Raw genomic sequence first — 25,807 nt, forward strand, 5'->3', positions numbered from 1 at the left:
GTCCGCGGTTCCACAAGGTGAAGAGGGCGAACCTCGCCACCCCGCCAAAACTTGTTTGCGGGTCTCGACGGGCTCTACCTTCCACGGCTGAATTTGGTTTAGGTGCCCGCTGGCAAAGCCGACTCGCGAGGCCCCGCCGTTATCGAGTGCCGATATCGCCCCGCAGGAGGCGCGGGACGAACTTTGCAACTCCAGGGGCCCTGCGCCGTTAAGACAGGGGGCAAAGAAGCGAGTCCGTCCAGGGCGATGTTGAAACGTTGCACTGCAGCACGAAAAGCGAAGGGCGTTAACGCACCGCAGGCCCGAACGGTTGCCTGGTTGCGCAATAAATAATTTGAGTCCAGCGAGCGGTCGCTCGTGGTAGCTCGATATTCCAGGGGGACAATTCTTCTATGGCCGACCGCGAGGTAATTTCTACACCCTTGCTCATCACGGCACCGCAGTGGCGGCAGATCGTCAACAGCGCCACCGATACCGCCATCATCACCACCGATCCCGACGGAAAGGTGACGAGTTGGAATGAGGGCGCGCGTCGCCTTCTTGGCTGGCAAGAGCTGGAGATGCTCGGCCAAAGCCTGGAACGCCTGTTTACCGACGAAGACCTGCAGAACGGCACGCTGGCGCGGGAATTTCGCGACGCCGCAGACAACGGCCGCGGCGGCGGCGAAGAAGGTTGGCGCGTCCGCAAGGACGGCGCGCGCCTGTGGGCGACCGGCGAGATCACGCCCATCCTCAGCGAGGGCGGCGACATCATCGGCTACGTCAAGATTCTGCGCGACCGTACGCAACGCCGCGAAGCCGAAGAAAGCCTTCGCGACGAACGGCGCGCGCTGGAAATCCTCAACCGTGCCGGCTCGGCGCTTGCGCTCGAGAACGATCTGCAGCGCGTTGTGCAAATTGTGACCGACGCGGGCGTCGAACTGTCCGGGGCCGAGTTCGGTGCCTTCTTCTACAATGTCACCAACGACAACGGCGAGAGCTACATGCTCTATACGCTGTCGGGCGCGCCATTCGAGGCTTTTTCGAAATTTCCGATGCCGCGCAACACGGCCATCTTCGCGCCGACCTTCAACGGCGAAGGCATCCTGCGCTCCGACGACATCACGAAGGACCCACGCTACGGCCGCAACACGCCGCGCAAGGGCATGCCCGAGGGCCATTTGCCGGTCCGCAGCTACCTTGCGGTGCCGGTGAAGTCGCGCTCCGGTGATGTGATCGGCGGTCTGTTCTTCGGCCACGCGGCCACCGGTGTGTTCACCGAACGGGCCGAGCGCGGCATGGAGGGGCTTGCCGCCGAGGCCGCAGTCGCCATCGACAATGCCCGGCTGACGCGGTCGGCGCAGAGAGAAATCGACGTGCGCAAGCACGCCGAAGAAGCGCTTCGCGAACTGAACGCGACCTTGGAGCGCCAGGTCGCGGAGCGGACCGAGGAATTGCGGATCAAGGACGAAGCACTGCGCCAATCGCAGAAGATGGAAGCAGTCGGCCAACTTACAGGCGGCGTCGCGCACGATTTCAACAATTTGCTGCAGATCATCATCGGCAATCTCGAAACGCTTCAACGCACGGTGCCGGAGTCATCTGGCCGCATGCATCGGGCGGTGCAGAGCGCCATGAACGGCGCGCGGCGCGCTGCTTCGCTGACGCGGAGACTGCTCGCCTTCTCGCGGCGTCAGCCGCTTGATCCGAAGCCGATCGACGTCAATGTTCTCGTCACAGGAATGTCGGAACTGCTGCACCGCTCGCTTGGCGAGACCATCGAGACCGAAACGGTGAGCGCCGCGGGCTTGTGGCGGGTCGAGGCCGACGCCAACGAACTCGAATCCACGATCCTCAATCTCGCCGTCAACGCCCGCGACGCCATGCAGACCGGCGGCCGCCTGACCATCGAAACCGCCAACACCTATATCGACGAGGCCTATGCCGCCGGCCAGGCTGAAGTCACGCCCGGTCAATACGTTGCGATCTCGATTTCCGATACCGGCGAAGGCATGGACGCCGACACCATGGCGCGCGCCTTCGAGCCGTTCTTTACCACCAAGCCGGTCGGGCGCGGCACCGGTCTCGGCCTCAGCCAGGTTTACGGCTTCGTCAAACAGTCGGGTGGTCACGTCAAGCTGTACTCGGAGCCGGGTCAGGGCACGACGGTCCGCATCTATCTGCCGCGATGGGACGGAGACCTCGAGGTCGTCGAGCCGCAGCATGACACTCCCATCCCGGAAGGCGAGCGTGAGGAAACGATCCTCGTCGTCGAGGACGATGATGATGTGCGCGCGTTCTCGGTCGAATCGTTGCGCGAACTGGGTTATCGCGTGGTCGAGGCCCATGACGGCGCCGCGGCACTTCGCCTGATCGAGCGTCAGCCGCGCATCGACCTACTCTTCACCGACGTGGTGCTGCCCGGCGGCATGACAGGCGCCCAGATCGCGGCGCAGGCCCGCGCCATGCGCACCGATCTCAAGGTGCTCTTCACCACCGGCTATGCGCGCAACGCCATCGTTCATCACGGCAGGCTGGACAAGGGCGTGCAGCTTCTGACCAAGCCCTTCTCGTTTAAGGATCTCGCGGCCAAGGTCCGTGACATTCTCGATGGCACGGGCAGATCGGCAGAATCGTGACCGACGCCTCTCGGCCCGCGACAGGCGGCATATATGGCCAACATTTCACTTAGGATTCGTCTGTTCAACGAATCCTATCGTATCGCCTGGCAACGGCTGACGATGAGCGACGAGAAGACGGCGCCCAGCGATCTCGCGGTCCGCCTGAGCGAAAACATCCAAGCCCTGATCAAGGCCGGTTACGAGGATGTCGACGCCATTGTCGACGAGACCGTCAGGCGGATGAGCTGAAGGCCGGCTGTGTCCTGCCGAGCCTGTTTCGCGTGATATCGCAGCCTTGTTCTGTCGGCCGCTGACCGCGGCGGAACGCGGGGCCAAGAGTGGCGGCTTTAGTACGAAACCGAGGTCGTGAAAAACCAGCCCCCGCCGCGCGAGTCGCCCGCCACTTTGACCCGGTATTGTCCCGTCAGGTCTATATAGGACGCAGGGCCTGAGTATTTGTCCTCCCGAAACCAGACCCTGATGTTGAGACCAACTCCCGCACCAAGCGTGCTGGGGGTCGCGAGCAGAGAGTCATACGCTGTACCCGCCACCAGGAACGGCGTCGCGACAACGTTCTTGCTCGAGGCAGGAAGGCGAAACGAATGGCCGAAGCGCAATTCGGCATTGGCAAGCGTTTCATGGACCTCCGTGAAGCGATCGACTTCTCCGTATATCTGCCAGTATCGCCAGTGCTCCGCGTCGTAGCGCAGCTCTCCTCCCTCTCCTTTTGAATAGGCGAGTCGGAAGAGCCAGTCGTGCCGGGCGGCGTCGCCAAGAGGAACGAGGCGGCTCGCCTCGAGGATCAGATTGTGCTCGGCCAGAGGCTTCCATCGAGCGCCGACGCTGCCCTGGATCGTCTTGGAGCCAGTGGCGCCGCCGCTGCCATCGTAGAGTGTCTCGAACGCGCGCACGAATAACTCGACGGTCTGGCCATTGCGGTTACCAATGACGGGCGGCCGCCAGTAGATCTCGCCTCCGACCTGGAGCGTATTGGCGCCAGAACCTGGTATCGAAAAACCGGGATTGCTCCCGATTCCGATCGGCCCATAGATCATCGACGCATAGGCGCCCCAGGTGCGGCTGGTATTCGAAACGTCACGGCGGATTTCGAGCAGGCGCTGCGGCGTCAGATCGATAATACCATCCGCGTGAGCGTCGATCGCCCTGCGAAACAGGCTTTCCGCCCGCGCATTATCGAAACGTCGTTTGGCGACATAAGCCGCGTCGAGCAGCGCGTTGCCTCTCAGCGCTCCAGCGTGGTCCGCGCGCGAGAAGTAATCATCCGCCGTGGCGTCGTCGCCGACCTGGTTTGCCAGATACGCGATCTCGAGCGGCTTCATATCCGCCAACTCACCGGACGCCATCGCGGCGGAAAACCGGCTTTGCGCTTCGCCGTTGCGCCCGAGGGCGACGAGTGCGGAAATGGCACCGCGGGTCATAGCGGCGCGCTCGGTTCTATTCCGGGCGCCCGGCCGCGCCAGCGTGAACGCTGCCAGCGCTTCGTCCTGGCGGCCCAGCGCCTGAAGCGCGAAACCCCGCCGAGCTACGACGTCGTAGCCCCGCTCCCCTGCCAGAGGCTGCAAGACTGCGAGCGCGCGGGCCGGCTGTTTGGCCGAAAGCGCGGCGTCCGCCAAGGAGAGACGTGCGGTTCGCCGCTTGTCGGCCGCGAGACCCGGCTCTCGCAAGGCTCGCGACAAGTCATCCATGGCCGGGCCGAAGCGACCAAGACGTTGACGCAGATAACCGCGCTGCAGCCGCAGTTCGGCGGAGCCCGCGTTAGCAGCCAGGCCCTCGGTCGCCGCACTTTCTGCCTCCGCAACGCGACCCGCCGCCGCCAACGCATTGACCAGCAGCAGCCAGTATTCCGGTTTGCCGGGGGCAAGCGCCACGGCGCGCCGGCCGCTCGCAACAGCAGCGGCATAGTCTTTCCGAGCGAAAGCCTTGTAGCCAGCGTCGGCGGCCGTGAATGCCTCGTCGACGCCCGCGGCCGGAGTTGCTATCCGCGAGGCCAACCGATCGCGGATGCTGCGCAGTTCATTGACGCCGACGTTCGCAGCGATCGCCTGATCCGCGGCAGCAATAGCGCCCGGCAGATCGCCCGCGGCAGCCAGTGAATTCACCAGAAGAATGCGAAGCTGCGGCAGATCCGGCCGCAGCGCCACCGCTCCCCGTGCCGACTCGACGGCCTGCCGATAATCTCGAGCTTCGTAAGATCGATACGCGCGGTCGGCGAGCGTCCATGCGGGGCCGGAAAGCTCCTCCAATTGCGCAAGAGCCGGATAAGGACAAATCGCGACAGTCCAAATAACGATCGCGCCTGCGAGGTCACGCCAGCGGCAAAATGAAACCAGTTTTGTGAACGGGGCGCCGACGTGCGGGGGCCAAAGCGGATCGGGACATTGGGCAACCATAAAACCCTGCCTGGACCGAGGAAGAGGCGATCCTAGTCCAGACGCAACCCGCGCTTCCTACCCTATAATACCAACTCGCATCATCCGCTAAACAGGATAGGTATGCATCGTCTTGTCCCAGACGATTTGCCGCCCGGTAACTTTGTGCCGCACGAATATGTACACGGCACGCGCGGTCGCAAAATAGTTCAGGAAATTCGACACGATCATGCGCGGGCCAGCCATAAGGCCGTTCGCCAAGCCGTAGATACTCGCCGTAAAGAAGGTTCTCTGAAGGATGCGATTGAACAAAAAGAAAAGATTGAAGCCAAGCAACATTCGATATGTATCTGTATCGAGCCACTTGTACTGCAACACCTGATCGCTCGGAAACAGATGAAACAGAAAGTGCAGGACGATCAGGTTCAACATCACGAAATAAGCCAGCAGCGCCGCCGGCGCGGTGATCAGGCTCTTACGGTCGCGCAAGAAGAAATACTTGGCGCCGGCGCCGCCGATCCACCCATGCTGCGACCACCCCTGGAACACGATGCCGATCAACCAGCGCGCCCTTTGCCGGTACGCCGCCCGGAAGTCTGACGGAAACAATTCGCGGGTCGCGATCGGCAAGCGCTTTTCCACGCGAATCGGCTGCCCCGCCTCGTCCAGCGTCTCGATGGTAAAAGCGATAGGAAATCGAACAAAGACTTCCCGCATCTGCAACTTGCTGAGCCGAAACGCGATGTCGTAATCCTCGGTCAGGCTTGCCGTAGAAAATATCTCCCCCTTCCGCTCGTCGCGCAGCGCGCCAATCGCACGGCGACTGAAGCACGCCGACACGCCGGCACAGGGTACGACACCGGTTATGCTCTCACGAACAACGAGGTCCTTCGAATGCCATTCGGCAAACTCGTCCATATAAGTGCCGGCGACGAAGTGATGCAGCTCGCGCGGAAATGAATAGACCGGCAACTGGATGAGATCCATCCGATCCAGCAAATAGTTGAAAAGCAGAAGCTCATAGGGATGGATCACGTCTTCGCTGTCGTGCAACGCAATGCCGACAAACTCCATATTGGCGTTTCGTTCGAATTCGACGATCTTGGCCATGACGATATTGAGGCAGTCCGCTTTGTTTGTCGGACCGGGCCACGGCACGACGGCCATGGTGACGTTCGGCACAACTGCCGCCGCGGCGCTGACTTCGGCGATTGTTTCCGGATCGTTCTGGTAGACGCCGACGAAGAACCGATAATTCCTGTAGCGCAACGACTTGTAGTTTGTTTTCAGCATCGCCTGGATGACATCGTGTTCCATCCAGGCCGGCACCATGATCGCGATCGGCCGCTCGGCTTTGGCTTCCAGCACTTCGACCTTGAGCGCGGGATACTGCGATTTGATCCAGTACCAGCGGTAAAGCTCGCGCAGCCAGTACCAACAATCGATGAAGAGGTCGTCAAGGCTGACGATCAATATAACGACCGTCATGCCATAGGTCAGGATCTCAGCGACCTCCTGGTAAACGACGAGGGTATAAAGGAACTGATTCATTTGCCGTCGGTGCGCCTGTGACGGTCGAACATCGCCTTGAGAATGGCGCGGCTGCTCAGAATCAGGCTCACAAGGGCAAGGCCAACGAGCCAGAACGCGATACCGGCTTTGCTGGAGATGCTCTGCCAGAGCGACCAGGCCTGCGTGCCGATCGAGGGACCCTCATGCGTGGCAGTGTTCTGCCAGACGACCCCGCTATTGGCCACCAACGCTTTCGATCCCTCGCCAAGGTACAGTGCCCGCGGCTGCGGGATGTCCTGGACATCGCTCAATTGCACAAGCAGTGTGCGGCCACCGTCATCCGCCGACAGGACGGCGAGCGGCGAATTGACTTCGTAGCGGAGCTCTCGCGCTGCGATCTGATCCGCCATGGTAAGGGTGAGCCCCGCGGGCCCGACGACCTCGAAGCGGATCGTTCCGGTGTCGCTCGGCGATGATGGCGTTCCGAACGCAACGGAAAGCTTTCTCGCCTGCGTTCCAAGCGACGCCAGTATCTTCGATGAGAGCCGCAGAAACGGACCGATAACGTTTGCGTCTGCAGCGCCCGCGGGAAGAACGACCAGCCCCTCAACAGCGAATGCATTGGCTACGCCGACGAAGCCGTTCCCCTTGCTGTCGCCGAGATTCAACCCTGAACCGGGCAATATCTGTGCCGCCTGCCCCCGGTCTGTCGCCGCACAATAGATTTTGCCGGCGGCCCGCTCGATTGTCACCCGCAACGTATTTGAAAACCGCAGCAGAGATTCCGGCAGGTTGACGGAGATATCTCCTTGGCCGGGTTCAGGCCGCGTAGCGCCGACGATCTGATCGTTGAGGTACATCGTTAGAATGGGATTCTCTCCCGACCAATCCGGCGCAATGAAGAACTTGAGTAGTGCGCTTTCCGGCAATCTGCCGTTGCTGGTCACAAGCGGAAAATTCAGACGCCACTCGCCAAAGCGTTTGATTTGCTGCGCCGACGGCAGAACCGGGAATGCGCGAAAGTGTTCCTCCGTCGGCTGGTCCTTCACCGGCCCTTGGGAGGCCACCACCTTCCCTCCCACCAGCGCGCCGGGCGCCACCTGCAGCATACGCTCGAATGCCGTGAAATCGGCGGCCGGATCGACCACGATGTCGACCCTGTTGCCATCGCGCTCGATCCGGACCGACGGTGAACCTGCCGTCGCTTCCTGGACAGGTGCGATGCGGACCGCCACTGCGTCTGCGCCCCGCATGGTCTCAAAACGAGGTTCCCGCCCTTGACCCATCAGAAGCGTGCCGACACGAAGTGCGGTTGCGGCAATCTCCGGCGTAACGGCCTGCTGCGCGGGCAGAAGCACCAGCGCGCGGTACGGTAACAAAGCGATAGCATCGGCGACCGAATTGACACGACCAATATCGACATCAAAGGCTATACGGCTCGTCGGCGCGACCGTGACCGAATTGGCGAGATCGACATCGTCGCTGCATGAATCGGCATCGGTCCGCAGGTCGGCATCGAACCGAATGTTCAGTGCATCGACACCGTTGAGTCTTTCGGAGCCCAGTGCGATCGTGCGTTGAAACGGGGTGGCGCCGCTTGTGGCATTTAATCCGAGCGCGTCGACCGGCCGGCCGTTCAAGTCAACGCCGAAGCTGCCATGCCGCAATGTCGGCGTGCTGGATTGCCCGTCAATTGTGAGGCGCCCATTGGTGATCGGCACATTTCGTGGCAGCGCGACATAGACACTCGAGGTCGCCTGGCCGCGGAGAACAACGCCATCGGGGAAGCCGCGCTCACCCACGGTCGTCTCGATCGTCACCGGCTGCGCCTGAGCGCTTCCTGTCAGCAAAGCGACAACGATCGCGGTCTGCGCTAAATTCTTCACGGTTGGCCCTCTACAATTTCGACCGCGCCCGGCCTCAAATAGTTGCGTTCGATTTTCGAATTCTGATCCGGCACCAATCGTAGGCGCATGGCATCGACGATCCGTTCTCCCGCGTGACCGTCGCCATAGGGAAAGACCGAACGCGCCATGCGCCCGTAGGATTGTGGATCGTCATGGAGCTCCGAGACTGCACGCACGATGCGCCCGCGATCGGTACCGACGAGCTTCACGACGCCGGTGTCCAAAGCTTCCGGCCGCTCCGTCACTTCCCTGAGGACAAGAACGGGTTTGCCCAAAGCCGGCCCCTCCTCCTGCATCCCGCCGCTATCGGTCACCACCAGCCAGCTCGCCTGCATGGCGGCAACAAGCTGCGGATAGTTCTGGGGCTCGCTCAGGATGATGCGAGGATGTCCACCGAGAATACGTTCGGCGACGAGTTTGGTATTGGGATTGGGGTGCACCGGAAAGAAGATGGCAATGTCCGCATAGCGATCAACCACCTCGCGGAGCGCGAGAAATGCCTCCTCCAACGGCCGCCCATAATTCTCGCGGCGATGGGCGGTGAGAAGAATGGTTTTGTGCGATGTCGGAAAACCGGCCGGCAGATGCGGCTTGCGCGGGACCATCTCAAGCAAGGCGTCAATTACGGTATTGCCCGACATGATGCAGTCGGCACCACGAACGCCTTCGGCGGCCAGCGCGGCCATGGCTCTTGTAGTCGGCGCGCAGTGAAGTGAGGTCGCCAAAGCGACGGCTCGACGATTGAATTCCTCGGGGAACGGCGCGGTGATATCGTCGGTGCGCAGGCCTGCCTCGATGTGCACAAACGGAATGCGCCGATAGAACGCGACAATGCCGGCAGCCAGCACGGTAGTCGTGTCACCTTGCGCCACGACGCAGGATGGATTGAGGGCTTCCAGGCTTTGGTCGAGACCATCGATCGCGCGCGCCATCACCTCGGTGATTGAGCCGCGCGAGCGCACGATTTCGATGCGCTCGTCGATAGAGATGTCGAAATCCTTGATCGCCAGATCAAGCAGATGCGTATGCTGGCCGACGGCAATCACATGGGGCCGAGCCCACTCACTCGCTGCCAGACACCGAATGACCGGCGCCATCTTTATGACTTCTGGTCGCGTGCCCATGATACACGCGCAGAGGCGACGGGCCTGATGCGGGATGTCGGCATCGCGCCTTTGACGATCATGCATCTATCTGTCGATTCACTATCGGCCTGCTACGAATGCCGTGGCGAAGAACGACATTCCGAGACCCACACCAATGCCAATGAACGCACCGGCATGCCCTGCCGACCACGCGCCGAGAAGCCCCAGCAATATGGCGAAGACAAACCCGATAAACGTGAGCATGACGGCAACGGGCATTTATCTCTCGACAACCGGTCGCGTAAAAGCACCACTCTCTTAACGCTAAGTCGAAGATGGTGGCCGGTCGGAGATTCTCAATAGTGCACAAAGCCGCTTATGCGGCGCGCGGTCATCATCGTACCATCAATGGCGAAATTATTTATGCTCGCGCCTGTTGGCGAACGCGTATGGAAAGCGTGAGTGGTACGATGGCACGCATTTCATATAAAACAGCGCGGTAGAAATGACGACCCTACGGGTCTTTTCGCGCCTTGTTTAATCGGCCAACGCCGCAAATGACGGCCCCAAAGGCAATCAGCTGGAGCGTTGGATACGAGATGAGTGCGGCCAGGACTGCCCATGAGGCGGCAATCAGTATGACATCCTGGGCCGAGGTGAAAGCATTCTCGCCCTTCACCTTCGCCGGGGCAGCGACACCGGCATCATGACTAATAATTTGTGGCGCCTCGTCGCAATCCATATCAACGCCCCGCCGTCGAAGACTGTGCAACAAGATTTGTCTATCGGGCGGCGATAAAGATCGCGTGGCGTGCATGCTCTCAAGTTGATTGGCCATGCACACGCATTATTAATCAACCCGGGACGGCGGTGGCGCCGTGCGCAGACTTGCCCTGCAACACCTCGCTGCATCGATTGCCGGCCGCTGCACTAGGCCTTCCATTCATCGCTGACGTCGATCCAAGATCGTTGGGACGCGACGCGCCATTGATTGGCGCACGGCGCCACTACTCGAAATTTTGGCTCGCCCTGCGGCAGTCGCAAATGATGGAAGCGGGCCGCGACACCAAGACGCGCGAACGCCGCCCCCGATCGCAAGGACGGAGGCGGCATCGATCGGCACGGCTCAGCGCGAACCCAGTCCGATGAGCGAGCGGTCGAACACCATGTGGACCTTGCCTTTGTGCTGGAACATCACGGTCCCCGGCTGAAGCTCCTGGGCGCGCGCCATCATGGCGTCGTCGATCTTCAGGTTGATGATCCGCGGCTCGCCGTCCTTGCCGACGGCGTAGCCCTGGTTCGGGCCCATGAGCCAGTTGCCGGCATCATTGGCAAACGCAACGGCGCCAAGCGTCAGCATGAAGCCGGCCGCCATCGCAATCTTATTGAGTCGGGACATTGAGCATCTCCATCCATGTGAAAACGGGGTTGTCGACGCCGCGGACCCTATTCAATCGGAGACAGCTCTTCTTTTTTGTTCCACCTCTCTTTTCGGAATCGACAGGTCGTCGTCGCCGACGCCGCACATACCTTCGTATGAAACAACGAGCCGGGCGCACGATTCCCTTCAAGGCCCGTCGGCAGCAGAACAACGACACATAAGCGATTGGCGCTCGAGCGCGCGTCGTCAGCGACCACCTGCGAGAGGACGTGACACATGAGCCGGATGTTTGCGCTGTTGCTCCTGTCGATGCTTACCCTGTCCGCTGGATCGGCAAGCGCCGCCGACAACTCGGCGCTTCGCCTGCCGCCGGAACGACCGTTCGTGGCGCCGCCCGACGAACGACAGCCGACGCTGCGCAGCCTGCCGCAGGATCTCGCGCATAGCGAAGGCAAGCGGACGCAGGGCCAAAAGGATTTGGACAAGGCGCTTCGGATCTGTCGCGACTGCTGAGCCGGCGAACGCGGCGCGCCGCGTCAACGCCGCTCACCACATCGCCAAAGGAGAAAGCCGGACGGCTTGGCTGGGGCGGGAGGGATCGAACCTCCGAATGGCGGAATCAAAATCCGCTGCCTTACCGCTTGGCTACGCCCCAATGCGCCGGAAAGAGCCCAAAACCTGACACTCGGTCATGAACGGGCCGGACCATAGCGGCGCCGCCCGGCATCCGCAACGGACCTCTAAACCCTTGACCACAAATCCTTTCCCGCCGCGCTTGGACCTGCGGACGGGGCCCGCTAGATTGCCCGCCATGACATATCGCGCCCCCGTTGCCGACATCGCTTTCGCCCTCAAATACGCCGCCGGCCTCAAGGCCGCCCTCGACGAGGGCCTCTACGGCGACCTCGACGAACCGACCGTGGATTCGGTGCTGGAAGAGGCCGGAAAGTTCGCTTCCGACGTCATCGCGCCGCTCAACAGCGTGGGGGACAAGTTCGGCACACCGTTCAAGGACGGCAATGTCACCACCCCGCCGGGCTGGAAGGAGGCCTACACCTCCTGGGCCGCCGCCGGCTGGAACGGCCTTGCCTCCCCCGCCGATTTCGGCGGCCAGGAACTGCCGCACGCCGTCAACGCCGCCTGCATCGAGATGTGGAACGCCGCCTCCATGGCCTTCGGCATCGGCCCGGTGCTGACCATGGCCGCGGTCGATGCGCTGCACGCCTATGGCAGCGACGAGCTCAAGCGGAAATATCTCGAGAAGCTGATCAGCGGCGAATGGATGGGCACGATGCAGCTCACCGAGCCGCAGGCCGGTTCCGACGTCGGCGCGCTGCGCACCAAGGCCGAGCGCGCCGGCGACGGCACGTACCGCATCACCGGCTCGAAGATCTTCATCACCTATGGTGAGCACGACCTCACCGACAACATCATCCACTTCGTGCTCGCCCGCCTGCCCGACGCGCCACCCGGCACCAAGGGCATTTCGCTGTTCCTGGTGCCGAAAGTTATGCCCGACGGTTCGCGCAACGACGTGCGCGCGCATTCGCTCGAGCACAAGCTCGGCATTCACGCCTCGCCGACCTGCACCATGGTCTATGGCGATAAGGGCGGCGCCGTCGGCTGGATCATCGGCGAAGAGCACAAGGGCATGCTGTGCATGTTCACGATGATGAATCGCGCCCGTCTCGCCGTCGGCCTGCAGGGCGTGGCGATCGCCGAACGCGCGTTGCAGCAGGCACACGCCTATGCGCGCGAGCGCAAGCAGATGGGCAAGACGATCATCGAATATCCGGACGTCAAGCGCATGCTGCTGACGATGCGCTCGCTGACCGGCGCGGCGCGCGCCATCTGCTACGCGACCGGCGTCGCGCTCGACCGCTCGATCCGCAGCAAGGATGAGGCCGCGCGCACCAAGGCGCTGGCGCGTTGCTCGCTGCTCACCCCGGTGGCGAAGGCCTTCTCCACCGATATCGGCATCGAGGTCGCCTCGCTCGGCGTGCAGGTGCATGGCGGCATGGGCTTCATCGAGGAGACCGGCGCGGCGCAGCACTATCGCGACGCCCGCATCGCCGCGATCTACGAAGGCACCAACGGCATCCAGGCGATCGATCTCGTCACACGCAAGGTGCCGCTCGAAGGCGGCAACACCGTGCGGCTCTACATCAACGAGTTGCGGGAGATCGTGAAGGCGGTGCAGGCCAGCAATGTACCGACCTTCGGCGAAACCGGCGCGCGCCTGAATGAGGCGATCGACAGCCTGGAGCGCGCGACGCAATGGCTGCTGTCGCAGAAAACCTCGGACACGACGCTGGCCGGCGCCACGCCCTATCTCAGGCTGTTCGGCAACGCCGCCGGCGGCTGTATGCTGGCCGAGCAGGCGCTGATTGCGCTGCGCGAGAACGAAGACGGCGCCGCGCGCACGGCACTGGCGCGCTTCTTCGCCGAGAACATCGCGGTGACATCGAGCGGGTTGGAGCGCAGCGTCACCGAAGGCGCGCAAAGCATTACCGACGCCGAAGCGGCGCTGGCGTAAGACTCCGCTCGTCCCCGCGAAGCGGGGACCCAGAGCTGGATTCCCGCTTAGGCGGGAATGAACGGAGTTTTGCGGGGCTCACAGCGCGCTACGCACGCGGTACCTCACGGCAGGCGGCCGCCTTCGAAATCGAATTGCCAGCCGGCGTCGGTGACGGCCTTCTCGGCCGCGCCGCGGACCTGTCCGTAATTTACGGTGCCGCCGCCGGACGCCGATGCATCCGTGCGGCTGCCCGAGCGCGTCCAGCCGCTGGTCGTCGTTACTTCGACCGACAGGGTTGGCGGCGGCATGCCCCAGCTCTTCTCCAGGACGACCTCGCGGAAGTGCGCCGTCCGGGCGGCCTCGTCGAAGCGGCAGGACATGCGGTAGGTGACCTTGCGGCTGCCGAGCCACCACTTGGCAAGGATCTTCTCGGCCTCACCGGCCAGCCCGCCATTCTTGTCGGTCACGGCGATACCGGCCGCGGCCAGCGCGGTTCTCACGCTGGCTTTTAAGTCGGCGGCTGCGGCTGGCGTCTGCATAAGGGAAGACTAGGCAGAGCGCCAAAATCCATCTTGACCCATATCAACGCCGGGCCGGCCGCAGTAGATTGCACAGAACTCAAAGGTCGACACATACGAGGGCGGACATGTCACTGAAGGGCAAAACCCTGTTCATTACCGGCGCATCGCGTGGCATCGGGCTCGCCATTGCGCTGCGGGCCGCCCGTGACGGCGCCAATATCGCCATCGCCGCCAAGACCACCGAGCCGCATCCCAAGCTCGAAGGCACCATCTACAGCGCCGCCGAGGATATCGAGAAAGCCGGCGGAAAGGCGTTGCCGCTGGTCGTCGATGTGCGCGAGGAAGCCCAGGTCAAGGAAGCGCTCGACAAGACGGCGGCGCAGTTCGGCGGCCTCGACATCGTCGTCAACAATGCAAGCGCCATTTCGCTGAGCCCGGTGGCGCAGACCGACATGAAGCGCTTCGACCTGATGCACCAGATCAATGCGCGCGGCACCTTCATGGTGTCGAAATACGCCCTGCCCCATCTCGCCAAATCGGTCAGCCCGCATATCTTGATGCTGTCGCCGCCGCTCGACATGGCGCCGAAGTGGTTCGCGCCGCACACCGCCTACTCGATGGCCAAGTTCGGCATGAGCCTCGTCGTGCTCGGGCTTGCCGGCGAGCAGCACGGCAAGATCGCCGTCAACGCGCTGTGGCCGCGCACCACGATCGCCACCGCCGCGGTGAGAAACCTGCTCGGCGGCGACGCACTGATGAACATGTCGCGCACACCGGACATCCTCGCCGACGCAGCCTGGCGCATTTTCCAGAAGCCGAAGTCATTCACCGGGAACTTCCTGATCGACGACACTTTCCTCGCTGCCGAAGGCGTCACCGATTTCGACAGGTACCGCGTTAATCCCAGCCAGCCTTTGCAGGTCGATTTCTTCGTGCCGGATTCGATCCCGGCGCCGGCGGGCGTGAGCTTGAAGGCGTTGAAGTGAAAACCGTCGTCCCGGGCGAGCGAAAGCGAGACCCCGGACCCATAGCGACCGCTTTATCCGGGATGTGACATCGGTGGTTGTGGGTCCCCGCCATAGCGTTCTGTAAGAACGCCGTCCTTTGGACGGCCACGCGCGGCGACGACAATTGAATCAACCCTGCTTCAGGGCTACATACTGAAGATGTCCACTCTCCTCATCTCCCATCCTGCCTGCATCGATCACGAGGTTCCCGCCGGTCACCCCGAGCGGCCCGACCGCATGCGCGCGGTCGACGAGGCGCTCGCCGCCGAACCGTTCCAGATGCTGGCGCGCGAGCAGGCGCCGATGGCCGACGGCGATATCGTCAGCCTCGCGCATCCGCTCGAGTATTTCGAGGCCATCCGTGAAGCCTCGCCCTCCGAAGGCATGGTGCGGATTGACGCCGACACCTCGATGTCGCCGGGCTCGTTCGAGGCGGCCTTGCGCTGTGCCGGCGGCGCCGCGCTCGCCGTCGATGAGGTGATGTCCGGCAAGGTCGCGAATGCCTTCGTCGCCACGCGGCCGCCCGGTCACCACGCCGAGACGGCGCGGCCGATGGGCTTCTGCTTCTTCAACAACGCGGCGATCGCGGCGCGCTATGCGCAGAAAAAGCACGGCATCGAACGCGCGGCCATCGTCGATTTCGACGTACATCATGGCAATGGCACGCAGGACATCTTCTGGGCCGACAACACCGTGCTTTATGAATCGACGCACGAGATGCCGCTTTATCCCGGCACCGGAGCGATTGGCGAAAGGGGCGAATTCGATACCGTCGTCAACGCGCCGCTGCGCGCCGGCGACGGCGGCCAGCAGTTTCGCGAAGCCTTCGAGACCGTGATCCTGCCGCGGCTGCGCCGCTTCAGCCCGGATCTCATCATCATCTCGGCCGGCTTCGACGCCCACATGCGCGATCCGCTCGCCAATCTCAATCTGCTCGAGGCCGACTATAGCTGGGCGACCAAGAAGCTGATGGAAGTGGCCGACGAGACTGCCAAGGGCCGCATCGTGTCGTTGCTCGAAGGCGGTTACGATCTGCAGGCGCTGGCGCGTTCGGTCGCCGTCCATGTCAGCGCGCTGATGCGGGGGTAACTTCGCAACGAAGATCACCCCACCCCGCTCGCTTCGCTCGCGACCCTCCCCCTCCAGGGGAGGTAAGAGAGCAACTTACCGCGCCGTCAGCCCGCCATCGATCGGCAGATCCGTGCCGGTAATGAAGGCGCTCTGATCCGACAATAAATAGAGACACAGCGCGGCGACTTCCGACGGCTTGCCCATACGGCCGAGCGGAATTTCGGCGCTCATCTTTTCCATCGCACCCTGCGGGTCGCGCGCGGTCTTCGCGATATCGTCAACCATCGGACCTTCGAGGAACGCCGGACACACGGCGTTGCAGCGGATCGGCGGTTTGTTGCGCGCGCCGAGCAGCGCCACCGATTTGGTCAGCAGCGACACTCCACCCTTCGACGCGTTGTAGGCGGCGAGGTTGTGGCCGCCGACCAGTCCCGACACCGACGACAGATTGACGATCGAGCCGCCGCGTTCCTTCAGCAGCGGAAAGGCGTATTTGCAGCCGAGAAAGGTGCCGTCGAGATTGATCGACAGTACGCGCCGCCAAGTTGTGAAGTCGAGCTTCTCGATGCTGCCGATGGCGACGATGCCGGCGGCATTGACCACGCCGTCGAGCCGGCCGTGGCGCTGGCGTATGTCGGCCACGACGCGCTGCCAGTCCGCTTCCGACGTGACGTCAAGCGTCATGTCGGCGCCCTTGAGATCGGTCGAAATCGCGACGCCGCCGGCCGCGCGCACCCCGGCGATGACGGATGCGCCGACGGCGCCAGCCGCACCGGTCACGAGAATGATCTTGTCCTTGAGTGAGTCCACACGCGTTTCTTTCATTGCCTTGTCGCGGCATTCTGTTGCATTCACTCAAGGATGTCACCCAACGGATCGTCCCTCAGGCCCGTCTGCCTGATCACCGGCGCCAGCGCCGGGATCGGCGCCGAGCTGGCACGCATCTTCGCCGCGCACGGCCACCATGTCGTGCTGACGGCGCGGCACGAAGCGACCTTGAACGCGGTGGCCGACAGCATTGCCGCGGCCGGCGCGCCGCGGCCGCACGTCGTCGCGGCCGATCTGACGCAAGCGGACGGCATCGAACGGCTGGCGCAGGCGCTGGTGGCCGCAGGTCTCGAACCGGCTTATCTCGTCAACAATGCCGGCTTCGGCCTGGTCGGCGACGCCGCCGTCATCGACCGCGCCGAACAGCTCAGGATGATCGACCTCAACAACCGCGCGCTGACCGACCTCACGCTACGCTTCATCGGCAGCGTCACGCGGCGCAGAGGCGGCATCCTCAATGTCGCTTCGATCGCGGCGTTCCTGCCCGGCCCGGGCATGGCCGTCTATCACGCCTCGAAAGCCTATGTGCTTTCGCTGAGCGAGGCGTTGCACGAGGAGTTGAAGGACGACGGCGTCCGCGTCTGCGCGCTGTGTCCGGGCCCGTCGCCGGCGACCGGATTCTTCCGCCGCGCCGGGCTGCCGGCCGGCTATTTCCCCGCGGCGCTGATGCGCGACGCGGCCAGCATCGCGCGCGCCGGGTATGACGGCTTCATGGGCGGGCACCGCGTCGTCGTGCCGGGCAAGCCGAACCGCATCGTCACGCTGCTGCCGCGGCTGCTGCCGCGCGGACTGATCCGGGCGGCGGGCGACTGGCGCTGGCGGCGCAAGCGGCGGGCGCTTATGTGAATAACGTGGGGCCGCGGCCCTATCCCCCGAGCGGCCAGGCCATTAGGATGCCGCCCGCAGAAGGACACCGAGACCGATGGCCGAGACCTCCAACACCGACATCAAAAAACTGACGTTCGAGCGCGCCATCGAAGAACTCGAATCGATTGTGAAACGCCTCGAGGAAGGCAAGGTGCCGCTCGAGGAGTCGGTGGCGATCTACGAGCGCGGCGAAGGCCTGAAGTCCCGCTGCGAGGAACTGCTGCGCCAGGCCGAGGCCCGGGTCGAAAAGATCACCCTCGATGCCTCCGGCAAACCGGCCGGAACCACGCCCCTCGACGTCGATTAGCCCCGGCAAGCCTTCTGGCCCGGCAAGCCTTCTGGCCCAGCAAGTCTGCGGGTCGGCCGCCCGGGGCCGCGAATTGCCCCGCCCGGTCAAACTGGTGTAAGCCATAAAAACGGCACCGGAACGCCGTACCGGGGCTGAAATACGTCATTGCGACGACCGGAGTTCCTTTTGTCCGAGCTTTCGAAGACCCCGCTGCTCGACCGCGTGCATATCCCGGCCGATTTGCGGAATTTCTCCACCGAGCAGCTCAAACAGCTCGCGGATGAACTGCGCACGGACACCATCGACGCGGTGGCCAAGACCGGCGGCCATCTCGGCGCCGGCCTCGGCGTCGTCGAACTCACCGTCGCCATCCACGCCGTTTTCGACACCCCGGCCGACCGCCTGATCTGGGACGTCGGCCACCAGGCCTATCCGCACAAGATCCTCACCGGGCGGCGCGACCGCATTCGCACCCTCAGGCAGGCCGGCGGTCTGTCCGGCTTCACCAAGCGCGCCGAGAGCGAATACGACCCGTTCGGCGCCGCGCATTCCTCGACCTCGATTTCCGCCGGCCTCGGCATGGCCGTGGCGCGCGACCTCAAGGGCGACAAGAACAACGTCATCTGCGTCATCGGAGACGGCGCGATGTCGGCGGGCATGGCCTATGAAGCCATGAACAATGCCGGCGCGCGCAACGAGCGCCTGATCGTCATTCTCAACGACAACGACATGTCGATCGCGCCGCCGGTCGGCGCCATGTCGGCCTATCTCGCGCGCCTCGGCTCCGGCGCGACCTATCTGAAGCTGCGCGACGTCGGCAAACAGCTCACCAAGCATCTGCCGAAGAGCTGGGACCGCGCCATCACCCGCGCCGTCGAGCACGCGCGCGGCTACGTCACCGGCGGCACCCTGTTCGAGGAACTCGGTTTCTATTATTGCGGCCCGATCGACGGCCATAACCTCGATCACCTGCTGCCGATCCTGCGCAACGTGCGCGATGCCGAGATCGGCCCGATCCTCGTCCATGTCGTGACGCAGAAGGGCAAGGGCTACGCGCCGGCCGAGACCTCGGCCGACAAGTATCATGGCGTGGTCAAGTTCGATGTCGCCACCGGCGCGCAGGCAAAGTCGAAGGGCGGCGCGCCGCAATACACCAGGGTGTTCGCCGACGCGCTGATCAAGCAGGCGCGCAAGGACGATCGCATCCTCGCCATCACCGCGGCGATGCCGTCCGGCACCGGGCTCGACCTGTTCGAGAAGGAATTTCCGAACCGCTGCTTCGATGTCGGCATCGCCGAACAGCATGCGGTGACCTTCGCCGCGGGCCTCGCGACCGAGGGCTTCAAGCCGTTCTGCGCGATCTACTCGACCTTCCTGCAGCGCGGTTACGACCAGGTGGTGCATGACGTCGCCATCCAGAGCCTGCCGGTGCGCTTTGCCATCGACCGCGCCGGTCTGGTCGGCGCCGACGGCCCGACGCATGCCGGCTCGTTCGATGTCGCCTATCTCGGCTGCCTGCCGAACTTCGTGCTGATGGCGGCGGCGGACGAAGCCGAACTCACCAACATGGTGGCGACCTGCGCGGCGATCGACGACCGGCCGTCCGCGGTGCGCTATCCGCGCGGCGAAGGCACCGGTGCGGTCATCCAGGCCGAAGGCGTGCCGCTCGAAATCGGCAAGGGCCGCGTACTGCGCGAGGGTCACAAGGTCGCGCTGCTGTCCTACGGCACCCGGCTCGCCGAAGCGCTCAAGGCCGCCGACGAACTCGGCGCGCACGGCCTCTCCACCACGGTCGCCGATGCGCGCTTTGCCAAGCCGCTCGATCTCGATCTGGTGCTCAGGCTGGCGCGCGAGCACGAAGTGCTGGTGACGATCGAGGAAGGCTCGGTCGGCGGCTTCGGCTCCTTCGTCATGCAGGCTCTGGCCGACCACGGCGTGTTCGACGCCGGCCTCAAATTCCGCGCCATGGTGCTGCCCGACGCCTTCATCGATCAGGACACGCCGGCCGCGATGTATGCGGCCGCCGGACTCGACGCCAAGGGCATCGTCGCCAAAGTGTTCGAGGCGCTCGGCAAGGACGTCGCCGCCGAGACGGTGAAGCTGGCGTAACGCCGGCGCCATGCCCGCCAAAACCCGCATCGACCGCCTGCTCGTCGAGCGCGGGCTGTTCGACAGCCGCGCCAAGGCGCAGGCGGCGATCGAAGCGGGCCTGGTGAAGGTCAACGGCAAGACGATAGCCAAAGCATCCGAGGACGTCGCCGCCGACGCTGCCATCGAAGCGACGCCGGCGCATCCTTATGTCTCGCGCGGCGCGCTCAAGCTCGTCGCCGCGCTCGATCATTTCAAGTTCGACCCCAAGGACCGCATCTGCCTCGATGTCGGCGCCTCGACCGGCGGCTTCACGCAGGTGCTGCTCGAACGCGGCGCAAAGCGCGTCTACGCCGTCGACGTCGCACCGCGCAATTGCACGCGAGCCTGCGCAACGATGCGCGTATCGTCTCGCTCGAACAAACCGACATCCGCAAGCTCGGCGCCGCGCTCGATCCCAAACCCGATCTGATCGTCTGCGACGTCAGCTTCATCTCGCTCAAGCAGGTGTTGCCGCCGGCGCTGGCGTTCGCCGCGAAACCGGCGCAACTCGTCGCGCTGATCAAGCCGCAATTCGAGGCCGGCCGCGCGCAGCTCAAGAAAGGCATCGTGCGCGACGAGACGGTGCGCAAAGCCGTGTGCGACGACATCGCGACACTCGCCACCTCGCTCGGCGGCCGGGTGCTCGGGATCATCCCCTCGCCCATCGAAGGCGGCGATGGCAATGTCGAATATCTCATCGGCGCCGAGGTTTCATAACCGGCGGCGATGCCTGCCATCGCTTTGCTTCATCATTCTGTGGCGTCACCGCCACGCAACACGTTCAAATCGCGCCTGCGACAACCCGTGGCCTTTCTTGCGCCACATCGGGCACGTTACTGCCGCGCCATGACGGCAGAACCATTAAACAATGCCGCCGGCCTCGAGGCGCCGGCGGGCGGTCGCCTTTGGCGCGATGAAATGCGCGCAACGGTGAAGCTCGCCTTGCCCATCGCGCTGACGCAGCTCGGCCAGGTGGCGATGATGACGAGCGACCTCATTCTCATCGGCCGGCTCGGCGATGTTGCCATCGCCGGCGCCGCGCTGGCGCACATCATCCTGTTCGTCTGCTTCGTGCTCGGCATGGGCCTGATGTCGGCGGTGTCGCCGCTGGCGGCGCAGGCTTACGGCGCGCGCGAACCGCGCATGGTGCGCCGCGCGCTGCGCGTCGGCTTATGGGCCGCGGTGATGATCGGCGCGCCTTTGACCGTGGCGATGTTGGGCGGCGAAACCCTGCTGCGCGCGCTCGGCCAGGACGAAACCGCGGCGCGCCTCGCCGGCCAGTATCTGATGGGCCTGAGCTGGTGCCTGGTGCCGGGCTGGTGGTTCATCGCCCTGCGCGGCTTCATGGGCGCGGTGAACCGTCCCGAGCCGGCTTTATGGATCATGCTCGCCGCGGTCCCGGCCAATCTGCTGCTCGCCTACGTGTTGATCTTCGGCGAATTCGGCATGCCGCAGCTCGGCATGATCGGCGCCGGCATCGCCACGACCATCGTCAATCTCGGTATGTGCGCCGCCTGCCTGTGGGTCTGCTACACGCAGCGGCCCTTCCGCAAATTCCAGGTGCTCGGCAGGTTCTGGCGCATGGATTGGGCCTTGACCGGCAAGCTGTTCATCATCGGCCTGCCGATTGCGGGAGCGTTCCTGCTCGAATACGGGCTGTTCGCCATCGCCGCGATCCTGATGGGCTGGATCGGCACAACGGCGCTGGCCGCGCACCAGATCGCGCTGCAAATTGCCTCGATCCTGTTCATGGCGCCGTTCGGCATTTCGATGGCGGCGACCGTGCGCGTCGGTCATGCCGTCGGCCGGCGCGACCCGGCGGGCACGCGGCGCGCCGGCTTTTCGGCGATCGCGCTCGGCGCCGCCTTCATGGCGGCGATGGTGGTGCTGATCCTGGCGACGCGCCATGTCATCCCGCTCGCCTTCCTCGATGCGAACGGCGCCGACGCCAGCGCGACTTTGGCGCTGGCGTCGACGCTGCTTGCCGCCGGCTCGACCTTCTTCATCGCAGACGGCGTTCAGACCATCGCGGCCGGCGCGCTGCGCGGTCTCAACGATACGCGCGTGCCGCTGCTGTTCGCGGCGCTGAGCTTCTGGGGCGTCGGCTTCGGCACTTCGTATGGGCTTGCCTTCGCCGCGAACCTCGAGGCGGTCGGTATCTGGATCGGTTTCACCGTGGGGCTCGGGATTTACGCGCTCCTGCTGGTCTGGCGGTTCAACGCCCTGACCCGGCACGGCTACCTCCCGGACCTGCCGGGGCACGCGCACGCCTGATCGCCCCTTTCAGGCGAGGGATAAGCAAGCTAAGTCCCTCTCCATGACGGAACAGCTCACCATCTCGCGCATCGGCCATCGCGGCGACGGCATCGCCGAAACGCCGGCCGGCGCTGTCTATGTGCCCTACACGCTGCCGGGCGAGACGGTGACGGTCGAGCCGGTCGCCGGCCATCCGGATCGGCGCACGCTGCTGCATGTGGACACGCCGAGCCCGCAGCGCATCGTGCCGGTGTGCAAGCATTTCGGAGTCTGCGGCGGCTGCGCCGTGCAGCACTGGGCCTTCGCCGACTATCTGACGTGGAAGCAGTCGCTGGTGGTCAAGGCGCTGTCCCACGCCGGCATCGAAGCGCCGGTCGAGGCGATCATCGACGCCCATGGCAAAGGTCGCCGCCGCGCCGTTCTTCATGGGCGGCGGCCGAGCGCCAATCTGTTGCAGGTCGGCTTTGCCGCGCCGCGCGCCCATCACATCGTCGCCATCGACGAATGCCCGATCCTGGCGCCAAGCCTCGACGGCTGCATTCCTGCCGCGTGGGCGATTGCTGAAGTGCTCAGGACCACCGGCAAGCCGCTCGACATTCATTTCACCGCCAGCGACCGCGGCCTCGATGTCGATGTCCGCGGCACAGGTCCGCTACCGCCGGCGCGTCTTACCGAGCTCGCGCGCCTCGCCGACAAGCACAACCTTGCCCGCATCACCCGCCATGGCGAACTGGCACTGCAACGCACCGAGCCGACATTGAAGATCGGCCGGGCCGACGTGCCGCTGCCGTCCGGTGCATTTCTACAAGCAACCGCCGAGGGCGAGGCCGCCCTCGCCCGCCTGGTGCAAGGTCATGCCGGCAAGGCCAAACGAGTTGTCGATCTGTTCAGCGGCATCGGCACCTTCACGCTGCGGCTAGCCGAGACGGCCCGTGTCGCCGCCGTCGACAGCGAGGCGAACGCGATCAAGGCGCTGGAGCGCGGGGTCAAGAGCACGCCGGGTCTCAAGTCCGTCGAGGCGAGAACGCGCGACCTTTTCCGCAATCCGATGGTGGCGATGGAGATGAAGGGCTTCGACGCCGTGGTGTTCGATCCGCCGCGTCAGGGCGCCGAGCGCCAGGCGCAGGAGCTGGCGGCAAGCAAGGTGCCGATGGTCATCGGCGTGTCGTGCGATGCGTCGACCTTCGCCCGCGATGCCCGCATTCTCATCGACGGTGGCTACAAACTCACGAGCGTCACGCCGGTCGATCAGTTCCGCTATTCGCACCATGTGGAGATCGTGGGACGGTTTGAGCGGTGAGCTTTCTTTCACCTCTCCCGCATACGGGGAGACGGAAGATCACCTGAAATCCATGCCGCCGCCCCAGCGATCCTGCCACATCTTCTCGCCGATGGTGCAGGAGACGCGCGGCTTGTCGCCGCTCGCCGGGATCACCCGCGGCTCCGGCTGACGCCCGGCAACCTCGAGGATCAGTTTGGTGCGTGTCGCTTCGACAAACTTCTCACGCTCCTTGATCGGCACGACGAAGGCGCCAGGACCGCCGATCACGCAATCCTCGTAGTAGATGTCGAGTTGCTCAATATCGAGCGTCGCGAAATTGGACCGCTTGAGCATGATCGGCAGGCCGTTGATGGTAATGCCCGCGTTGACGACTTCGTCGCGCACCGGTGCGACGAAGTCGCCGGAATTGTTGGCACCGTCGCCGGAGACGTCGATGACGCGGCGCACACCGCGATAGCCGCTATTGTCGAACAAGGGCCGGGCGAATTTCAGTGCGCCCGAGATCGAGGTTCGCGACGCTCGCCGATAGGGCGCACGCATGATTTCGGTGGCAACGGCGTCTGCCGCTTCCGGGCTGTCGATCAGTCGCCACGGCATGATGACGCGCTGGTCGTTGGCGCCGGCCCATTCGACATAAGTAATGGCGATTTTGCCGTGCCCGCCTTCGCGCAAGGCGGTGAGGAAGTCACGCGACGTCAACGCCTGGGCGTAGCCTTCGCGCTGCAGAGCCTGCTCATCGGGATCCATCGAATAGGAAACGTCGACCGCGAGCACCAGTTCGACATCGACCGGAACGGCGTTCGCGCTGGTATCGGCGAAGCGGGCGTGTGGTGCAGCCAGCGCAGCGATGGCGAAGGCAAGGCTCAATCCGCCCGCCACAGCACCATAAAGACGAGACCGCCTCATGCCGCCCTCCTGCGTCAACGCACAGGGCTTCATGGTGCCATGACGCGGCGGCCGATAAAAGGCCGCCCGCGCATATCTCCTGTCAGCTTTCCAGCACCTCGGTTCCGGCGATCTCGATGCCGAAGCCGCCGAGACCGACATACGTGCGGTGGCTCGACGACAGCAGCCTGATCGAGGAAATGCCGAGATCCTTGAGGATCTGCGCGCCGAGGCCGACGTCGCGCCACTGCTGCGAGCGAGCGGTGTCCGTCTCGGTGGCGCCTTCCTGCGGAATTTCGGTGACCGGCACGCCGGCGGTGCCGTCGCGCAGATAGACGATGACGCCGCGTCCCGCGCCCTTGAACAGCTTGAGCGCGGCGCGGATCGACTTCGCGCCGCCGAACACGTCGCCGATCACGTCGGCGCGGTGCAACCGCGCCGGAACGTCCTTGCCATCGCCGATGTCGCCATAGACGAAGGCCATGTGATGGACGCGGTCGAACGGTGTGACATAGGCGTAGCCCTGCATCGCGCCGATATCGGACGTCAGCGAGAATTCGCCGACGCGCGTCACCAGCTTTTCGCGGGCCTGGCGATAGGCGATGAGATCGGCGACCGAGATCTGGACGAGCTTGTGCTTCTCGGCAAAGGCCGCAACCTGCGGGCCGCGCATCACAGTGCCGTCGTCGTTCATCAATTCCGACAGCACGCCGACCGCCGGCAGACCGGCGAGCTTGCACAGATCGGTGCAGGCCTCGGTGTGTCCGGTGCGCATCAGCACACCGCCCTCGCGCGCGATCAGCGGAAACACGTGGCCCGGGCGGGCGAAATCCGCAGCGCCCATATTGTCATTGGCGAGCGCGCGGACGGTGTTGGTGCGTTCCTCAGCCGAGATGCCGGTGGTGAGCCCGTGCTTGACGTCGACGGTCACGGTGAAGGCAGTACCGAGCGGCGCGTCGTTCTTCGCCACCATCGGTTCGAGGTGCAGGCGCCGCGCATCTGCCGCGGTGATCGTGGCGCAAACGATGCCGGAGGTGTGGCGGATGATGAAGGCCATCTTCTCCGGCGTGCACAGCGAGGCGGCGACGAACAGATCGCCCTCGTTCTCGCGATCATCGTCGTCGGTGACGACGACGATCTCGCCCTTGGCGAACGCCTTGATCGCCGCTTCGACTTTGCTGTGGGTGTTTGACACTAGAAACTCCGTCTTCTCATCCTTCGAGACGCGCGCCTCGCGGCGCGCTCCTCAGGACGAGGGCACTGCCCTGCTCCGCCCTC

At 64.2% G+C, this 25,807-nt stretch carries 22 protein-coding genes, 1 tRNA gene and 1 pseudogene; 12 read left to right on the forward strand and 12 right to left on the reverse strand.

The window, feature by feature from the left end:
• Positions 1-392 precede the first annotated feature (392 nt).
• The gene (locus tag ASD45_RS13435; protein ID WP_056911943.1) at positions 393-2,618 is read left to right on the forward strand and encodes an ATP-binding protein; all 2,226 of its coding nucleotides are present in this window, start codon (positions 393-395) and stop codon (positions 2,616-2,618) included.
• A gap of 33 nt (positions 2,619-2,651) precedes the next feature.
• A complete protein-coding gene (locus tag ASD45_RS13440) occupies positions 2,652-2,849 on the forward strand; it encodes a hypothetical protein (RefSeq protein ID WP_056911944.1) in 198 nt (65 codons plus the stop codon).
• Positions 2,850-2,947: 98 nt separating this feature from the next.
• Here the strand turns inward: ASD45_RS13440 and ASD45_RS13445 are convergent, their stop codons facing one another.
• The 7 genes from ASD45_RS13445 to ASD45_RS13470 form a co-directional block, all read right to left on the reverse strand.
• Positions 2,948-5,011, reverse strand: coding sequence for a hypothetical protein (locus ASD45_RS13445; RefSeq protein WP_082540824.1), 2,064 nt, complete (start codon positions 5,009-5,011; stop codon positions 2,948-2,950).
• Positions 5,012-5,098: 87 nt separating this feature from the next.
• Complete coding sequence (locus ASD45_RS13450) at positions 5,099-6,541, reverse strand: glycosyl transferase family protein (RefSeq protein ID WP_056911946.1); 1,443 nt, start codon at positions 6,539-6,541, stop codon at positions 5,099-5,101.
• A complete protein-coding gene (locus tag ASD45_RS13455; protein WP_056911947.1) occupies positions 6,538-8,388 on the reverse strand; it encodes a cellulose biosynthesis cyclic di-GMP-binding regulatory protein BcsB in 1,851 nt (616 codons plus the stop codon). The genes ASD45_RS13450 and ASD45_RS13455 overlap by 4 nt, the downstream gene beginning before the upstream one ends.
• On the reverse strand, positions 8,385-9,599 hold the full coding sequence (wecB, locus tag ASD45_RS13460; protein ID WP_082540825.1) for a UDP-N-acetylglucosamine 2-epimerase (non-hydrolyzing): 1,215 nt from the start codon (positions 9,597-9,599) through the stop codon (positions 8,385-8,387). The genes ASD45_RS13455 and wecB overlap by 4 nt, the downstream gene beginning before the upstream one ends.
• 15 nt (positions 9,600-9,614) lie before the next feature.
• Entirely contained in the window at positions 9,615-9,773 is a 159-nt protein-coding gene (locus tag ASD45_RS23505) for a hypothetical protein (protein WP_156380842.1), read from the reverse strand.
• A 235-nt stretch (positions 9,774-10,008) separates the two neighbouring features.
• Positions 10,009-10,236, reverse strand: a complete 228-nt coding sequence (locus tag ASD45_RS13465; protein ID WP_056911948.1) for a hypothetical protein — start codon at positions 10,234-10,236, stop codon at positions 10,009-10,011.
• Positions 10,237-10,620: 384 nt separating this feature from the next.
• Positions 10,621-10,893 (reverse strand): hypothetical protein, encoded by a 273-nt coding sequence (locus ASD45_RS13470; protein ID WP_056911949.1) that lies wholly within the window; start codon positions 10,891-10,893, stop codon positions 10,621-10,623.
• A 258-nt stretch (positions 10,894-11,151) separates the two neighbouring features.
• Here ASD45_RS13470 and ASD45_RS13475 point away from each other — a divergent pair, with 258 nt between their 5' ends.
• On the forward strand, positions 11,152-11,388 hold the full coding sequence (locus ASD45_RS13475; RefSeq protein ID WP_156380843.1) for a hypothetical protein: 237 nt from the start codon (positions 11,152-11,154) through the stop codon (positions 11,386-11,388).
• 67 nt (positions 11,389-11,455) lie between these two features.
• Here the strand turns inward: ASD45_RS13475 and ASD45_RS13480 are convergent.
• Positions 11,456-11,530: transfer RNA gene (locus tag ASD45_RS13480), tRNA-Gln, on the reverse strand.
• A 156-nt stretch (positions 11,531-11,686) separates the two neighbouring features.
• Here ASD45_RS13480 and ASD45_RS13485 point away from each other — a divergent pair.
• Positions 11,687-13,411 carry an acyl-CoA dehydrogenase gene (locus ASD45_RS13485; RefSeq protein WP_056911951.1) on the forward strand — a complete coding sequence of 575 codons (1,725 nt, stop codon included), beginning with the start codon at positions 11,687-11,689 and terminating at the stop codon, positions 13,409-13,411.
• A 104-nt stretch (positions 13,412-13,515) separates the two neighbouring features.
• Here the strand turns inward: ASD45_RS13485 and ASD45_RS13490 are convergent, their stop codons facing one another.
• The gene (locus ASD45_RS13490) at positions 13,516-13,893 is read right to left on the reverse strand and encodes a hypothetical protein (protein WP_156380844.1); all 378 of its coding nucleotides are present in this window, start codon (positions 13,891-13,893) and stop codon (positions 13,516-13,518) included.
• 146 nt (positions 13,894-14,039) lie between these two features.
• Here ASD45_RS13490 and ASD45_RS13495 point away from each other — a divergent pair, with 146 nt between their 5' ends.
• Complete coding sequence (locus ASD45_RS13495) at positions 14,040-14,900, forward strand: NAD(P)-dependent oxidoreductase (protein ID WP_056911953.1); 861 nt, start codon at positions 14,040-14,042, stop codon at positions 14,898-14,900.
• Positions 14,901-15,080: 180 nt separating this feature from the next.
• A complete protein-coding gene (locus tag ASD45_RS13500; protein ID WP_056911954.1) occupies positions 15,081-16,010 on the forward strand; it encodes a histone deacetylase family protein in 930 nt (309 codons plus the stop codon).
• A gap of 75 nt (positions 16,011-16,085) precedes the next feature.
• On the opposite strand, the gene ASD45_RS13505 is transcribed toward ASD45_RS13500, so the two are convergent.
• Positions 16,086-16,802 carry an SDR family oxidoreductase gene (locus tag ASD45_RS13505; RefSeq protein ID WP_162249422.1) on the reverse strand — a complete coding sequence of 239 codons (717 nt, stop codon included), beginning with the start codon at positions 16,800-16,802 and terminating at the stop codon, positions 16,086-16,088.
• A 51-nt stretch (positions 16,803-16,853) separates the two neighbouring features.
• Between ASD45_RS13505 and ASD45_RS13510 the strand changes: the two genes are divergently transcribed.
• The 6 genes and pseudogenes from ASD45_RS13510 (at position 16,854) to ASD45_RS13535 (ending at position 23,662) form a co-directional block, all read left to right on the forward strand.
• On the forward strand, positions 16,854-17,666 hold the full coding sequence (locus tag ASD45_RS13510) for an SDR family oxidoreductase (protein WP_056911956.1): 813 nt from the start codon (positions 16,854-16,856) through the stop codon (positions 17,664-17,666).
• Positions 17,667-17,742: 76 nt separating this feature from the next.
• Complete coding sequence (locus ASD45_RS13515; RefSeq protein ID WP_056911957.1) at positions 17,743-17,994, forward strand: exodeoxyribonuclease VII small subunit; 252 nt, start codon at positions 17,743-17,745, stop codon at positions 17,992-17,994.
• Between the two features lie 168 nt (positions 17,995-18,162).
• Positions 18,163-20,085: a 1-deoxy-D-xylulose-5-phosphate synthase gene (dxs, locus tag ASD45_RS13520; RefSeq protein WP_056911958.1), complete on the forward strand. Its 1,923-nt coding sequence runs from the start codon at positions 18,163-18,165 to the stop codon at positions 20,083-20,085.
• Between the two features lie 10 nt (positions 20,086-20,095).
• A pseudogene (locus tag ASD45_RS13525) lies at positions 20,096-20,823 on the forward strand (TlyA family RNA methyltransferase).
• A gap of 129 nt (positions 20,824-20,952) precedes the next feature.
• Positions 20,953-22,380, forward strand: a complete 1,428-nt coding sequence (locus ASD45_RS13530; protein ID WP_056911959.1) for an MATE family efflux transporter — start codon at positions 20,953-20,955, stop codon at positions 22,378-22,380.
• A gap of 43 nt (positions 22,381-22,423) precedes the next feature.
• The gene (locus ASD45_RS13535) at positions 22,424-23,662 is read left to right on the forward strand and encodes a methyltransferase (protein WP_056911960.1); all 1,239 of its coding nucleotides are present in this window, start codon (positions 22,424-22,426) and stop codon (positions 23,660-23,662) included.
• A gap of 39 nt (positions 23,663-23,701) precedes the next feature.
• Here the strand turns inward: ASD45_RS13535 and ASD45_RS13540 are convergent, their stop codons facing one another.
• Both ASD45_RS13540 and ribB read right to left on the reverse strand, forming a co-directional pair.
• The gene (locus tag ASD45_RS13540) at positions 23,702-24,550 is read right to left on the reverse strand and encodes a DUF1194 domain-containing protein (protein WP_056912777.1); all 849 of its coding nucleotides are present in this window, start codon (positions 24,548-24,550) and stop codon (positions 23,702-23,704) included.
• An 82-nt stretch (positions 24,551-24,632) separates the two neighbouring features.
• Positions 24,633-25,724, reverse strand: a complete 1,092-nt coding sequence (gene ribB, locus ASD45_RS13545) for a 3,4-dihydroxy-2-butanone-4-phosphate synthase (RefSeq protein ID WP_056911961.1) — start codon at positions 25,722-25,724, stop codon at positions 24,633-24,635.
• Positions 25,725-25,807: the final 83 nt, after the last annotated feature.

It is taken from the genome of Pseudolabrys sp. Root1462 (genome assembly GCF_001426945.1).
Classification (GTDB): domain Bacteria; phylum Pseudomonadota; class Alphaproteobacteria; order Rhizobiales; family Xanthobacteraceae; genus Pseudolabrys.

Excerpts from the sequence above, each read along its gene's own strand:
- ASD45_RS13440 (WP_056911944.1), top strand. The coding sequence starts at position 2,652 with ATGGCCAACATTTCACTTAGGATTCGTCTGTTCAACGAATCCTATCGT.
- ASD45_RS13515 (WP_056911957.1), top strand. The coding sequence starts at position 17,743 with ATGGCCGAGACCTCCAACACCGACATCAAAAAACTGACGTTCGAGCGC.
- ASD45_RS13450 (WP_056911946.1), bottom strand. The coding sequence starts at position 6,541 with ATGAATCAGTTCCTTTATACCCTCGTCGTTTACCAGGAGGTCGCTGAG.
- ASD45_RS13435 (WP_056911943.1), top strand. The coding sequence starts at position 393 with ATGGCCGACCGCGAGGTAATTTCTACACCCTTGCTCATCACGGCACCG.
- ASD45_RS13540 (WP_056912777.1), bottom strand. The coding sequence starts at position 24,550 with ATGAGGCGGTCTCGTCTTTATGGTGCTGTGGCGGGCGGATTGAGCCTT.
- ASD45_RS13465 (WP_056911948.1), bottom strand. The coding sequence starts at position 10,236 with ATGGATTGCGACGAGGCGCCACAAATTATTAGTCATGATGCCGGTGTC.
- ASD45_RS13475 (WP_156380843.1), top strand. The coding sequence starts at position 11,152 with ATGAGCCGGATGTTTGCGCTGTTGCTCCTGTCGATGCTTACCCTGTCC.
- ASD45_RS13495 (WP_056911953.1), top strand. The coding sequence starts at position 14,040 with ATGTCACTGAAGGGCAAAACCCTGTTCATTACCGGCGCATCGCGTGGC.
- wecB (WP_082540825.1), bottom strand. The coding sequence starts at position 9,599 with ATGCATGATCGTCAAAGGCGCGATGCCGACATCCCGCATCAGGCCCGT.
- ASD45_RS13445 (WP_082540824.1), bottom strand. The coding sequence starts at position 5,011 with ATGGTTGCCCAATGTCCCGATCCGCTTTGGCCCCCGCACGTCGGCGCC.
- ASD45_RS23505 (WP_156380842.1), bottom strand. The coding sequence starts at position 9,773 with ATGCCCGTTGCCGTCATGCTCACGTTTATCGGGTTTGTCTTCGCCATA.
- ASD45_RS13530 (WP_056911959.1), top strand. The coding sequence starts at position 20,953 with ATGACGGCAGAACCATTAAACAATGCCGCCGGCCTCGAGGCGCCGGCG.
- ASD45_RS13535 (WP_056911960.1), top strand. The coding sequence starts at position 22,424 with ATGACGGAACAGCTCACCATCTCGCGCATCGGCCATCGCGGCGACGGC.
- ASD45_RS13470 (WP_056911949.1), bottom strand. The coding sequence starts at position 10,893 with ATGTCCCGACTCAATAAGATTGCGATGGCGGCCGGCTTCATGCTGACG.
- ASD45_RS13500 (WP_056911954.1), top strand. The coding sequence starts at position 15,081 with ATGTCCACTCTCCTCATCTCCCATCCTGCCTGCATCGATCACGAGGTT.
- ASD45_RS13510 (WP_056911956.1), top strand. The coding sequence starts at position 16,854 with ATGTCACCCAACGGATCGTCCCTCAGGCCCGTCTGCCTGATCACCGGC.
- ASD45_RS13485 (WP_056911951.1), top strand. The coding sequence starts at position 11,687 with ATGACATATCGCGCCCCCGTTGCCGACATCGCTTTCGCCCTCAAATAC.